The organism is Streptococcus agalactiae ATCC 13813 (assembly GCF_000186445.1).
GTDB classification, from domain to species: Bacteria; Bacillota; Bacilli; order Lactobacillales; family Streptococcaceae; genus Streptococcus; species Streptococcus agalactiae.
The window spans coordinates 1,780,463-1,793,487 of the sequence record NZ_GL636070.1 but is presented as its reverse complement, the minus strand read 5'-3'; the positions used below and the strand labels follow the sequence as shown (position 1 = coordinate 1,793,487).

Annotated in this window: 15 protein-coding genes and 1 other RNA gene; 13 read left to right on the top strand and 3 right to left on the bottom strand. The window is 34.9% G+C overall.

Translation table 11 applies throughout. From position 1 onward, the window contains the following. Positions 1-17: 17 nt before the first annotated feature. Positions 18-758 (bottom strand): DUF975 family protein, encoded by a 741-nt coding sequence (locus tag HMPREF9171_RS104970; protein WP_000185058.1) that lies wholly within the window; start codon positions 756-758, stop codon positions 18-20. Positions 759-944: 186 nt separating this feature from the next. Between HMPREF9171_RS104970 and tgt the strand changes: the two genes are divergently transcribed. From tgt to HMPREF9171_RS105015, 10 genes are all read left to right on the top strand, one after another. Continuing rightward, the gene (gene tgt, locus HMPREF9171_RS104975; RefSeq protein ID WP_000129511.1) at positions 945-2,087 is read left to right on the top strand and encodes a tRNA guanosine(34) transglycosylase Tgt; all 1,143 of its coding nucleotides are present in this window, start codon (positions 945-947) and stop codon (positions 2,085-2,087) included. A gap of 107 nt (positions 2,088-2,194) precedes the next feature. Then, a complete protein-coding gene (locus tag HMPREF9171_RS104980) occupies positions 2,195-2,506 on the top strand; it encodes a CHY zinc finger protein (RefSeq protein ID WP_000983189.1) in 312 nt (103 codons plus the stop codon). 6 nt (positions 2,507-2,512) lie between these two features. After that, on the top strand, positions 2,513-3,052 hold the full coding sequence (locus tag HMPREF9171_RS104985; protein WP_000469149.1) for a biotin transporter BioY: 540 nt from the start codon (positions 2,513-2,515) through the stop codon (positions 3,050-3,052). A 138-nt stretch (positions 3,053-3,190) separates the two neighbouring features. Further along, positions 3,191-3,967, top strand: coding sequence for an MBL fold metallo-hydrolase (locus HMPREF9171_RS104990; protein WP_000779459.1), 777 nt, complete (start codon positions 3,191-3,193; stop codon positions 3,965-3,967). Then, the gene (gene tadA, locus HMPREF9171_RS104995; protein WP_001169006.1) at positions 3,967-4,473 is read left to right on the top strand and encodes a tRNA adenosine(34) deaminase TadA; all 507 of its coding nucleotides are present in this window, start codon (positions 3,967-3,969) and stop codon (positions 4,471-4,473) included. The genes HMPREF9171_RS104990 and tadA overlap by 1 nt, the downstream gene beginning before the upstream one ends. A 34-nt stretch (positions 4,474-4,507) precedes the next feature. Next, positions 4,508-4,593, top strand: an RNA gene (gene ffs, locus HMPREF9171_RS1000000113615) — signal recognition particle sRNA small type. Positions 4,594-4,744: 151 nt separating this feature from the next. Further along, a complete protein-coding gene (locus tag HMPREF9171_RS105000) occupies positions 4,745-6,094 on the top strand; it encodes a glucose-6-phosphate isomerase (RefSeq protein ID WP_000148892.1) in 1,350 nt (449 codons plus the stop codon). A gap of 321 nt (positions 6,095-6,415) precedes the next feature. Beyond that, on the top strand, positions 6,416-6,943 hold the full coding sequence (locus tag HMPREF9171_RS105005) for a 5-formyltetrahydrofolate cyclo-ligase (protein WP_000412415.1): 528 nt from the start codon (positions 6,416-6,418) through the stop codon (positions 6,941-6,943). Beyond that, complete coding sequence (locus HMPREF9171_RS105010) at positions 6,934-7,611, top strand: rhomboid family intramembrane serine protease (RefSeq protein WP_000061940.1); 678 nt, start codon at positions 6,934-6,936, stop codon at positions 7,609-7,611. The genes HMPREF9171_RS105005 and HMPREF9171_RS105010 overlap by 10 nt, the downstream gene beginning before the upstream one ends. A gap of 131 nt (positions 7,612-7,742) precedes the next feature. Continuing rightward, the gene (locus tag HMPREF9171_RS105015; RefSeq protein WP_001080265.1) at positions 7,743-8,786 is read left to right on the top strand and encodes a BMP family lipoprotein; all 1,044 of its coding nucleotides are present in this window, start codon (positions 7,743-7,745) and stop codon (positions 8,784-8,786) included. Positions 8,787-8,876: 90 nt separating this feature from the next. Here HMPREF9171_RS105015 and galU read toward each other — a convergent pair whose 3' ends face one another. Then, positions 8,877-9,776 (bottom strand): UTP--glucose-1-phosphate uridylyltransferase GalU, encoded by a 900-nt coding sequence (gene galU / locus HMPREF9171_RS105020; RefSeq protein ID WP_000868271.1) that lies wholly within the window; start codon positions 9,774-9,776, stop codon positions 8,877-8,879. Between the two features lie 36 nt (positions 9,777-9,812). Next, the gene (locus HMPREF9171_RS105025) at positions 9,813-10,829 is read right to left on the bottom strand and encodes an NAD(P)H-dependent glycerol-3-phosphate dehydrogenase (protein ID WP_000166108.1); all 1,017 of its coding nucleotides are present in this window, start codon (positions 10,827-10,829) and stop codon (positions 9,813-9,815) included. Between the two features lie 169 nt (positions 10,830-10,998). On the opposite strand from HMPREF9171_RS105025, the gene rnpA reads away from it, so the two are divergent. Genes rnpA through jag form a run of 3 tightly spaced genes read left to right on the top strand, consistent with a single transcriptional unit; the run spans position 10,999 to position 12,985 of the window. Beyond that, complete coding sequence (rnpA, locus tag HMPREF9171_RS105030) at positions 10,999-11,328, top strand: ribonuclease P protein component (RefSeq protein ID WP_000754611.1); 330 nt, start codon at positions 10,999-11,001, stop codon at positions 11,326-11,328. A gap of 12 nt (positions 11,329-11,340) precedes the next feature. After that, entirely contained in the window at positions 11,341-12,156 is an 816-nt protein-coding gene (locus HMPREF9171_RS105035; RefSeq protein WP_000727922.1) for a membrane protein insertase YidC, read from the top strand. Positions 12,157-12,163: 7 nt separating this feature from the next. Then, positions 12,164-12,985 carry an RNA-binding cell elongation regulator Jag/EloR gene (gene jag, locus HMPREF9171_RS105040; RefSeq protein ID WP_000242580.1) on the top strand — a complete coding sequence of 274 codons (822 nt, stop codon included), beginning with the start codon at positions 12,164-12,166 and terminating at the stop codon, positions 12,983-12,985. Positions 12,986-13,025: the final 40 nt, after the last annotated feature.

Here is a 13,025-nt window from a genome sequence, read left to right as displayed (position 1 = left end):
ATAGCTAGGAATTATTCCTAGCTATTTTTTGTAATGTTTCTATAAAAGATTAAGCGCGCAGTAGTTTGGTAAGGAAGGAGATAGATATAGACTAATCCGAAACTGAAGATTGTAAGGAACTGCCAACCAATAAAACTTAAGTCTAAAAGGAAGAGTCTAAGTTTATTACCATTCATTAGTTCTCGACTAGCAACTAGTACTTTAGATGGACCCTCATAGTTTCCACTTTCTAATTGAGTGTAAAATACTAAAGTTGAGATACTATAGGAGTAATATTGTTGAACGAGTTTTATAACTGCCTTAGTAGTAATTAGGCTACTAACAACTATTAAAACAGGGGCAAGGATAAGGTTACCACTCAAAAGTAGCCTAAAATTTGAAATGATGATTAGTAGACCAAAAGTACTTAGTAGATAAAAGAAAGATAAAATTAGTCCTTTTAGAACAAGTACTGAGAGTAATTTCCAGAAAATATGGCTTGAAAATACATAAGTATTGTCCGAGAATCTAACGTTTAGTTTCTGATTTTTGACGACATCTAACATTACAAAACTGACTGAAATAATAAAAAGTGTGTAAAAGAAATAAACTGGAAGAGGTACAAAAAAATCAAGTAGTGTCATATTATTATATTGATAATAAAATGATATATATAACGTAACAATACTAAGGAGAATCGGGAGTAAAAAAAGTTGATTCTTACCTTGAAGATTGCTTAATATAGTTTTTGCCTCATTTTTAATTTCTGAATTCGTCATATCTCCTCCATACACAAAAGTACAATTCATTTCATTATAACACATTCCTTAAGATGAGCATGACAAGAGTACATTTTTTTGATAAAATCTTAATGGCTAAAAAAGAAATTAATACAAAGTATTACATTTAGATATTGATTAGCACTAAAGCCCATGACTGTTTTTCATGGAAGCAAGGAGAAAACGATGACTGATCATCCAATAAAATATCGATTAATTAAACAGGAAAAACACACAGGAGCCAGACTTGGTGAAATAATCACACCACATGGTACATTTCCGACACCAATGTTTATGCCTGTTGGGACACAAGCAACTGTTAAGACACAATCTCCTGAAGAACTAAAAGAAATGGGTTCAGGAATTATTCTATCAAATACCTACCATTTATGGTTACGTCCAGGTGATGAATTGATTGCTAAAGCTGGAGGTTTACATAAATTCATGAACTGGGATCAGGCTATTCTAACAGACAGTGGAGGCTTTCAGGTTTATTCTTTGGCTGATAGTCGAAATATCACTGAAGAAGGAGTAACCTTTAAAAACCATTTAAATGGTGCGAAAATGTTTTTATCACCAGAAAAAGCTATTTCAATTCAAAATAACCTTGGTTCTGATATTATGATGAGTTTTGATGAGTGTCCACAATTTTACCAGCCTTATGATTATGTAAAAAAATCAATTGAGCGAACAAGCCGTTGGGCAGAACGTGGATTAAATGCCCACCGCCGTCCTCATGATCAAGGACTATTTGGTATTGTTCAAGGGGCAGGGTTTGAGGATTTACGTCGTCAATCAGCACGAGATTTAGTATCGATGGATTTTCCAGGTTATTCAATTGGAGGGCTTGCGGTCGGAGAAACACATGATGAGATGAATGCAGTTCTTGATTTTACTGTTCCAATGCTTCCGAATGATAAGCCTCGTTATTTGATGGGAGTTGGTGCACCAGATAGTTTAATAGACGCCGTTATCCGAGGAGTAGATATGTTTGACTGCGTCTTACCTACTCGTATTGCTCGAAATGGGACATGTATGACAAGTCAAGGTCGCTTAGTTGTTAAGAATGCTAAATTTGCAGAAGATTTTACGCCTCTTGATCCAAATTGCGATTGCTATACTTGTAAAAATTATACACGCGCTTATATTCGTCACTTATTGAAAGCAGATGAAACTTTTGGTATTCGTTTGACTAGTTACCATAATCTTTATTTCCTTGTCAATCTTATGAAAGATGTCAGACAAGCTATTATGGATGATAATCTTCTAGAATTCCGTCAAGATTTTATGGAGCGCTATGGTTATGGTACGAATAACCGTAATTTTTAAAAAAGTTCCTGGTAAAACAGGGCTTTTTTTTTGATCTGTTTGTTAACCGCGTTTTTAAAAAAGTTGATAATAGAAAAACTTTTGTATAATATGTTATAGGAGGAATCATGATGCAAGAGTACTTTGGTATTGGTCTTGATAGTAGCAGCCGCTGTTACCACTATCATACTAAATTGGATATTGTCGCTTTAAAATGTGCTGTTTGTCAAAAATATTATGCTTGTTATAAATGTCATGATGCACTCGAGGAGCATTGTTTTGCGGCAACAAAATCTGATGAAATGTTTCCTGTCTTATGCGGTTCTTGTCGTCAGATGTTGACATTAAAAGAGTATAAAACTGGTTTTTGTCCTTATTGTCGTATGCTTTTTAATCCAAATTGTCAACGCCATGATTCTATTTATTTTTCGAAGGAGTAATTTTTAATGTTTCACACAAAAAGCCTAATCCAGATGGCTATGATGGCTACTTTATTGGTGGTACTTGGTTTCATTCCTGCTCTACCACTTGGTTTCATTCCAGTCCCTATCGTCTTACAAAACCTAGGAGTTATGATGGCTGGTGTTATTTTGGGCGGAAGGAAAGGGAGTTTATCTATTTTGCTCTTCTTTCTTGTCGGTTTAGTTATTCCTGTATTCTCAGGTTTACGTTCGACTATACCTGTATTGACAGGACCAACAGCTGGTTATGTTATTGCTTGGTTGTTTGTTCCTTTGCTTATCTCATATGGTGTAAAATTAGTAAATAAAAAGAATTTCATAGCTATTTTCCTTATTGTATGGCTAGCAGGGGTCCTTTTTGTAGATGTAGCAGGAGCAGTTTGGCTGGCATCTTATACGAACATCCCATTAGATAAATCACTTCTTCAAAACTTAGTATTTATCCCAGGAGATACAATAAAAGCCATTATAGCTGCTGTTGTTGCTGTTAAATATAAAGATAGTTTTTTCTTGACTGAAAAATAATCAAGATTGCTATATATTAGATGGACTAGTAAATCTAAAAATTTAGATTTACTAGTCTTTTTTGTGCATAAAATCTAAAACAGTTATTCTTAACAAAATTTGGTATAATAGCATTAAATCAGTAAGGAGGGGATTATCATGAAATTAACAACGTTAGGTTGTTGGGGTGGTTATCCTTATAAAGATGGAGGAACCACAAGTTTTCTATTAACTGGAGAAAATAATTTTCACTTATTAATAGATGCGGGAAGTCGTTCAATCAATGAGCTAGAAAAAGAAATAAGCCCGTTGGATTTGGATGCAGTTATCATCAGTCATTATCATCCAGATCATGTAGCAGATTTGGGTGTGTTGTATCATTATCGTTTGCTATACCCTAAAGATAAATGGGAACCCAAAGTATTGCCAGTTTATGGACATAATGAGGATGATTATGAGTTTTCTAAATTGACATTACCTAACGTTGCTCAAGGAATTGCTTATCATACCAATGGAGTTGAGCAAGTTGGTCCCTTCAATATTACGTTTATCAAAACAGTCCATCCAGTCGTCTGCTATGCCATGAGGATTACAGACAGAGAAACTGGTCAAGTATTAGTCTTTACAGGAGATTCTGGGTATTTTGCTGACCTTGTACCTTTTACAAAAGGCGCAGATTTATTTTTAGCAGATGTCTATCTCTACGAGGGAAATGAAAATCATATTGCACATTTGACTAGTAAAGAAGCAGGTGAGATTGCTTATAACGCTAAAGTTAAGAAATTAGTTTTAACACATGTTCCGCAGTTTCCGGGAGAAGGAATAAACCCCGAAAATCATTTGGAAGAACTTCGACTACAGTCTGAAAAGTATGCAGGTGGCATCTCTGTTGATTTAGCTCAGCCACATAAATCTTGGGACTTAGGAAAACTATAATGCAGAAATTTACCCAAGAAGAAAAAGAATGGTTTATGACAGAAGCTCTAAAGGAGGCAAAATCCTCCTTAGAGAAAGAAGAAATTCCTATAGGCTGTGTCATTGTAAAAGATGGTCATATTATTGGAAGAGGACATAATGCTCGTGAAGAGTTTAATAAAGCTATTTTACATGCTGAAATCATGGCTATTAACAATGCAAATGAGAAGGTAGGGAATTGGCGCTTATTAGATACTACTTTATTTGTTACTGTAGAACCTTGTGTAATGTGTAGTGGAGCTATTGGCTTAGCTAGAATTCCCCACGTTATATATGGCGCTAAGAATACGAAATTTGGAGCAGCGGGAAGTCTCTATGATATTTTAAGTGATAGCCGACTTAATCATAGAGTTGAAGTTGAAACCGGCATTTTAGAAGATCAATGCGCTAAAATAATGCAGGATTTCTTTCGAAAAGGACGACAACGCAAGAAAGAAGCTAAACTAAGTGAAAAAACTAAGATTTGATAGCTTGCAATAAAATATTAGTTTTGTTATAATATCTTTGGAGCAACATTTACTCGTGAAGTGGGTCAGGGGAGGAATCCAGCAGCCCTAAGCGATGCTAAATGTGTGCTCTTTTTATTTTCAAAAGTCAAAGTGTTTTTGGAAATAATTATGAAAGTTTCATAAAAATTGGTAGCGTTTCAAAAAATATGAAAATACGGTTAAAAAACCTTGAAAAAAAACTCACAAAAGAGTAAGATGATAGTGAAACATAATTGTTAGGAGAAATAAAATGACACATATTACATTTGACTATTCAAAAGTCTTGGGTCAATTTGTAGGCGAACACGAGTTAGACTACCTACAACCACAAGTAAGTGCAGCAGATGCTTTCCTTCGTCAAGGGACTGGTCCTGGATCAGATTTTCTCGGATGGATGGACCTCCCAGAAAACTATGACAAAGAAGAATTTTCTCGCATTCAAAAAGCCGCTGAAAAGATTAAATCAGATAGCGAAGTACTCGTGGTTATTGGTATTGGTGGTTCGTACCTTGGCGCAAAAGCAGCAATTGACTTTTTGAATAATCATTTTGCTAATTTGCAAACCGCAGAAGAACGTAAAGCGCCTCAGATTCTTTATGCTGGAAATTCTATTTCATCTACTTACCTTGCCGATTTAGTTGAATACGTCCAAGATAAAGAATTCTCAGTAAATGTCATTTCAAAATCAGGTACAACAACTGAACCAGCGATTGCTTTCCGTGTATTTAAAGAACTTCTAGTTAAAAAGTACGGTCAAGAAGAAGCTAATAAACGTATCTACGCTACAACTGATAAAGTTAAAGGTGCCGTAAAAGTTGAAGCAGATGCTAACAATTGGGAAACATTTGTAGTTCCTGATAATGTTGGTGGTCGTTTCTCAGTACTGACAGCCGTAGGTCTTCTTCCAATTGCTGCTTCAGGAGCAGATATTACTGCTCTTATGGAAGGCGCAAATGCTGCTCGTAAAGATTTATCTTCAGATAAAATCTCTGAAAACATTGCTTATCAGTACGCTGCAGTTCGTAATGTTCTTTATCGCAAAGGTTATATCACAGAGATTTTAGCTAACTACGAACCATCATTACAATACTTTGGTGAATGGTGGAAACAATTAGCAGGTGAATCAGAAGGTAAAGATCAAAAAGGTATCTATCCTACATCAGCAAACTTCTCAACTGATCTTCACTCACTTGGTCAATTTATTCAAGAAGGTTACCGTAACCTCTTTGAGACAGTTGTTCGCGTTGAGAAACCTCGTAAAAATGTGACTATTCCTGAATTAACCGAAGATTTAGATGGTCTTGGTTATCTTCAAGGAAAAGATGTAGATTTTGTTAATAAAAAAGCAACAGATGGTGTACTCCTTGCTCATACAGATGGTGGGGTTCCAAATATGTTTGTAACGCTTCCTACACAAGACGCTTACACCCTTGGTTACACTATTTACTTCTTTGAGTTAGCAATTGGCCTTTCAGGTTATCTTAACTCAGTAAATCCATTTGATCAACCAGGGGTAGAAGCATATAAACGTAATATGTTTGCTCTTCTAGGTAAACCTGGATTCGAAGAGCTTAGCGCTGAATTGAATGCACGTCTTTAAAAATATCTAACTAAAAAGTTCCTCAAAGAGAGGAACTTTTTAGTTTTGTTGTAGGATAACTAAAAACCCACTAGCACTGGTAGCGATAGTGGGTTGGAAAAAGGGTTGAGAAAAGTTATTAACTTTTCTCAGGAGATTTATGAAAAAGGAAAATAATTTAGGATAATATTTTCCTAACGGCTAGGATAAACCGCTTATTTTAGGATGATGCTAGTATACAGTAGAAACCTTAAATAAACCTTAAAAATTCATACTTTATCATTTTATTTTCCCCTATACTATTTTTGTATAAATGGTCAATATTAATGGTATCATAGATATATGGAAAAGAAATTATTAAGAAAAGAAGTTTTGATAACCTTAAAATCTCAACCTCAAGCTTACAAATCAGAAGTTGACTGTAAACTTTTAGAGGCTTTTATAAAAACTAAAGCTTATCAAAATAGTTGTGTAATTGCTACTTACCTATCTTTTGACTACGAATACAATACACAACTTCTTATTAAACAAGCTTTATGTGATGGCAAACGTGTCCTTGTTCCCAAAACTTATCCAAGAGGTAAAATGATTTTTGTGGACTATCAAAAAGATAACTTGAGGACAACACCGTTTGGCTTATTAGAACCTGTTAATGATAGAGCTGTTGAAAAAGCTAGTATAGACTTAATTCATGTGCCCGGACTTATCTTTAACAATAAAGGTTTTCGTATAGGTTATGGTGCAGGTTATTTTGATCGCTATTTGAGTGATTTTGAAGGTGATACTATTAGTACTATTTATAGGTGTCAGAGACAGGATTTTGTAGAAGAGAAGCATGACGTAGCAGTTAAGGAGGTATTATGTCTATGAAGAAGTTCGCTAAAGAGTATCCGACGACAGTACTCTTGGTCAGTCTGACAACCCTTGTTTTTTTATTGATGCAACTAACTTATGGAAGTCAAGCGGAGTCTAGCCAAGTTATTTTTCAATTTGGTGGAATACAAGGTGATTATCTAAAAGCATATCCAACAAATCTATGGAGACTAATAAGTCCTATCTTTGTTCATATTGGTTGGGAACATTTTTTATTAAATGGTTTAGCTCTGTATTTCGTAGGACAAATGGGGGAAAGCATTTGGGGAAGTTTGAGATTTCTAATTCTCTATATTTTATCTGGCTTAATGGGTAATATTTTTACGCTATTTTTTACCCCACATGTGGTGGCAGCAGGAGCCTCAACGTCTTTATTTGGTGTTTTTTCTGCTATAGCAATCGCAGGGTATTTTGGAAAAAATCCTTATTTAAAACAAGTTGGAAAATCATATCAAGTGATGATCTTGTTAAATTTATTTTTTAATATCTTTACACCCGGAGTGAGTTTAGCAGGCCATGTTGGTGGTTTAGTTGGTGGAGTATTGGTGGCTATTTTTTTGACAAAACAAAATGGTTCTTTATTATTTAAAACTTGGCAAAGTATTTTAGCTTTAATGATATTTATTATTGTATCGATCAGCTTAATAGGTCTATCGTTGGTATAATTCTACGGCTATAGTCTCTAAAACCAAACTTTCTCTGGGAAAAATAGAATAAAGTTTGCTAAATGATTTTTTTATGTTATGATAGAAATCTGTTTTTATGTGACTATAACTTATTAGGAGGTTCATTCTCGGTGAACAGAAAAATTATTGGCTTAACTCTACTATCTTTATCTGTACTAACATTAACAGCATGTGGTAATCGTTCAGATAAGTCTGCAAATAAATCAGATATCAAAGTTGCGATGGTAACTAATCAAGGTGGAGTAGACGATAAATCGTTTAATCAATCAGCTTGGGAAGGGCTACAAAAGTGGGGAAAAAAGAAGGGGTTGACAAAAGGTAATGGCTTTGATTATTTCCAGTCATCTAATGAATCAGATCATGCTAATAACCTTGATACGGCAGCCTCTAGTGGCTATAATTTAATTTTTGGTATTGGATTTGGTCTTCATGATACTATTGAAAAAGTATCAGAAAATAATAAAGATGTTAAATACGTTATTGTAGATGATATCATTAAAGGTAAAGAAAATGTAGCTAGTGTTACTTTTGCAGACAATGAAGCTGCTTACTTAGCTGGAGTTGCTGCAGCTAAGACAACTAAGACAAAAACAGTTGGTTTTATCGGAGGGATGGAAGGCGTCGTTGTTAAGCGATTTGAAGCAGGATTTAAGGCTGGAGTAAAATCAATTGATCCGGCTATTAAAGTTGCGGTATCTTATGCAGGCTCATTTACAGATGCAGCTAAAGGTAAAACGATTGCTGCCACACAGTATGCAACAGGTGTTGATGTTATTTACCAGGCTGCTGGTGGTACAGGAGCAGGAATTTTTAGTGAGGCTAAAACTGAAAATGAGACCCGCAAGGAATCTAACAAAGTCTGGGTAATTGGTGTTGACAGAGATCAAAGTCAAGAAGGCAATTATGTTTCAAAAGATGGTAAGAAAGCAAACTTTGTTCTGGCATCTACTATAAAAGAGGTGGGGAAATCTCTCCAATCTGTAGCAGAATTAACAGAGAAAAAACAATATCCAGGAGGGAAAGTAACAGTTTTTGGTCTAAAGGATAGTGGTGTAGATATTAAAGAGCATCAATTGTCTAGTGAGGGATCTGTTGCTGTCAAAAAAGCTAAAGAGGATATTGTTTCAGGGAAAATACAAGTTCCTATGAAATGATAGAAGTGCGGAGGAACAATAAGTTCTTCGTCAAGTACAATAAAAAAGTTTCCTATTTAGGAAACTTTTTTATTGTACTTGACTCATATTTTACTTTTTAGATGTTTTTTCTAGAGATTTTCCTAAATCAATGATATATTTCTTCAAGTCATCTTTAACTTGTGGGTGTTGAAGAGCATAATCAATAGATGTTTTCATAAAACCAAACTTGTCACCAACGTCATAACGGTCTCCTGTAAATTTTCTAGCAAAAACACGTTGCGTTTTATTTAAAGTATCGATAGCATCGGTTAGTTGAATCTCATTTCCAGCACCAGGTTTTTGAGTTTCTAAAATATTAAAAATTTCTGGAGTTAATAAGTAGCGACCAATGATTGCCAAATTACTTGGAGCCTCTTCGGGAGAAGGTTTTTCAACGAAAGTGTTAACGCTATATAGACCATTAACTCCTTCTCCTTGTGGAGCGATAACACCGTAAGCAGAAACATCTTCATGTGGAACTTCCATAACAGCAATTGTTGATGCATGAGTAGCTTCAAAGTCATTAATTAATTGTTTGGTGAGAGGAATAACTTTATTATTGGTAATATCCATTAGATCATCACCTAGCATAACAACAAAAGGTTCATTACCAACGAAGGCTTTTGCTTGTAGCACAGCATCTCCAAGCCCACGAGGATGACTTTGTCGAATAAAATGGAGTCGAATGCCAGTTGTTTCATCAACAAGTTTGAGAAGTTCGTTTTTCCCTTTCTCTTTTAGGTTATATTCTAATTCAAAATTTGAATCAAAGTGGTCTTCTATAGAACGTTTTGATTTACCAGTTACAACTAAAATATCTTCAATTCCAGATTTTAGTGCTTCTTCAACAATAAATTGAATAGTTGGTTTATCAACGATTGGAAGCATTTCTTTAGCTAAAGCTTTAGTAGCAGGTAAAAAACGTGTTCCTAAACCAGCGGCAGGGATAACTGCTTTTCTGACTTTCATATATAGCTCCTTTAAATAGTATTAATATAAACGATATTAGTGCCATTCATTCTCTGAACGAAATTCATTGGACATCATATCTAAAATGCTATCTTTGATATTAGCCCCTTCATATATTGATTTATAAATAGCTTCTGTAATGGGCATGTAAACATTTAAGTTTTGGGCGATTTCGTAAGCAACCTTAGTTGTTGAGATACCTTCAATAACCATCCCCATATTTTTTTCAATATCTTCAAGTTTCTCACCACGTCCTAAAGCATCTCCCGCTCTCCAGTTGCGAGAATGAACAGATGTACCAGTCACAATTAAATCTCCAACTCCGGATAAACCACTGAAAGTGAGAGGGTCGGCTCCTAATTGTACACCAAGGCGTGTTATCTCAGCTAAACCACGCGTAATAATAGCTGCTTTAGCATTATCACCATAACCAAGACCGTGTAGTGCTCCAGCACCAACAGCAATAATATTTTTTAGAGCACCAGCTGTTTCCACTCCTACGACATCAGTGTTAGTATAAAGTCTAAAATAGTGATTACTAAACAATTTTTGGACATACTTAGCTGCTTCAATATCTTTTGAAGCAGCAGTAATCAAAGTAATATCACGAACGATGGCTTCTTCAGCGTGACTGGGACCTGAAACAACAACGATATCACTACGATATTGTTCAGAGATTTCTTCTTCTAAAATTGTAGAAAGTCGTTCATGAGTGTCAGGTTCTAGTCCCTTAGAAGCATGCATAATAACAACTTTATGCTTTAAAAGATTAGCCACTTGTTTAGCAACAAGTCTTGTAACTTTAGTTGGGACGACGAATAGAATGCTGTCAACATTATTAATCGCTTCCTCAAGATTAGTGTAGGCTTTTATTTTGGAATCTAAGGTAATATCTTTGAAGTAACGTTGATTAGTATGGCTAGTATTAATCTCTTCTATTTGTTCAACCACGTTCCCCCATAAGCGTACCTCATGTCCATTGTCATTTAATACTTGTGCAAGAGCAGTCCCCCATGAACCAGGTCCAAGAACGGCAATTTTTTGTTTTGTCATCTTATTCCTTCTTTCTAATAATAAGGCATATAGCGCTAACATTATATCATACTCTAATACACTTTGTCTTGTTTAGTCTGTTGTCGATGATAGTAACATTAGAAAAGAATTGAGTCTTTTAGGTTATTTATGGTATAATAAAACCAATTTAGATAAATGGAGCACTATTTTGAAAAAAACCTATCGGGTAAAAAGTGATAAGGATTTTCAAATGATTTTCAGCAGAGGTAAAAATGTTGCTAATCGAAAATTTGTTATCTACTATTTAGAAAAAGAACAAAAACACTTTCGTGTGGGAATCTCTGTTAGTAAGAAATTAGGAAATGCTGTTGTTCGTAACGCTATTAAAAGAAAAATTAGGCATGTTTTACTCTCTCAGAAAACAGCGCTGCAAGATTATGATTTTGTCGTGATTGCGCGTAAAGGTGTAGAGGAATTGGACTATCAAGCATTAGAAAAAAATCTTATACACGTTTTAAAAATAGCAGGACTCATCTAGAAAGGTATAAAATTGAAGAAAAAACTTAAAACATTTAGCTTAATATTGCTGACAGGTTCTTTATTGGTTGCTTGCGGACGAGGAGAAGTATCTAGTCATTCAGCCACATTATGGGAGCAAATAGTTTATGCATTTGCTAAATCAATACAATGGCTCTCCTTTAACCATTCAATTGGTTTGGGAATAATCTTATTCACTCTAATAATCAGAGCGATTATGATGCCGCTTTATAATATGCAAATGAAATCCAGCCAAAAGATGCAGGAAATTCAGCCAAGGCTCAAGGAATTACAAAAAAAATATCCAGGGAAAGATCCTGATAGCCGTTTAAAGCTAAATGATGAAATGCAATCTATGTATAAAGCTGAGGGAGTTAACCCATATGCAAGTGTATTACCTCTTCTAATTCAGTTACCTGTCCTATGGGCTCTTTTCCAAGCTTTGACTAGGGTTTCTTTTTTGAAAGTAGGAACATTTTTGAGCCTAGAATTATCACAGCCGGACCCATATTATATTTTACCTGTACTGGCGGCCTTATTTACCTTTTTATCAACTTGGTTAACTAACAAAGCAGCTGTTGAAAAAAATATTGCTTTAACTCTTATGACTTATGTTATGCCGTTTATCATATTGGTAACAAGCTTTAACTTTGCTAGTGGTGTTGTTTTATACTGGACGGTGTCTAATGCTTTTCAAGTATTTCAAATTCTATTATTGAACAACCCATACAAGATTATAAAGGTTCGAGAAGAAGCAGTAAGAGTGGCACATGAAAAAGAACAAAGAGTTAAACGTGCTAAGAGAAAAGCAAGTAAGAAAAGAAAGTAGGAAAACCATGGTATTATTTACAGGAGCGACTGTAGAAGAAGCTATTGAAAAAGGACTACAAGAGTTAAACATTTCACGATTGAGGGCACATATAAAAGTTGTATCACGTGAGAAAAAAGGTTTTTTGGGCTTTGGTAAAAAGCCAGCAAAAGTTGAAATAGAAGGTATCACCGACGAAGTAACTGATATTAATGAATCGGTAGAGTTAAAAAATATTAAGAATGTACCGTCTAGCGTAGATGTGGTGGAAGAATATATAGAGGAGGTTGATGAAACGCTTGAAAAAGAAGACGTATCACAACCAGAACTTCCAAAAATTGATGATAAAAACGTTGTAACTACAAGTGAAGCTATTGAAAAAATTGACCTACTTCCTAATATTGAAGTAGCAGCTGCTCAGGTGACTAAATACGTTGAAAATATCATCTATGAGATGGATTTAGATGCAACAATAGAAACTACGACAAGTAAGCGACAAATAAGTCTCCAAATAGAAACGCCAGAAGCTGGGCGCATCATTGGTTATCATGGGAAAGTATTAAAATCGTTGCAGTTGTTAGCACAAAATTATCTTCATGACCGCTTTTCTAAGAGTTTTTCAGTATCCATTAATGTCCATGACTACGTTGAGCATCGTACAGAAACTTTAATTGATTTTTCTAAAAAAATAGCTAGGCGTGTTTTAGAGACTAATGAACCTTACCATATGGATCCAATGAGTAACAGTGAGCGAAAAACTGTTCATAAAACAATTGCAACTATAGAGGGTGTTGAAAGTTATTCTGAAGGTAACGATCCTAATAGATTTGTAGTAGTTACTAAGAAGTAAAAAGAGGTCTCACCTCTTTTTTTCTTGCGTCTGATCTACA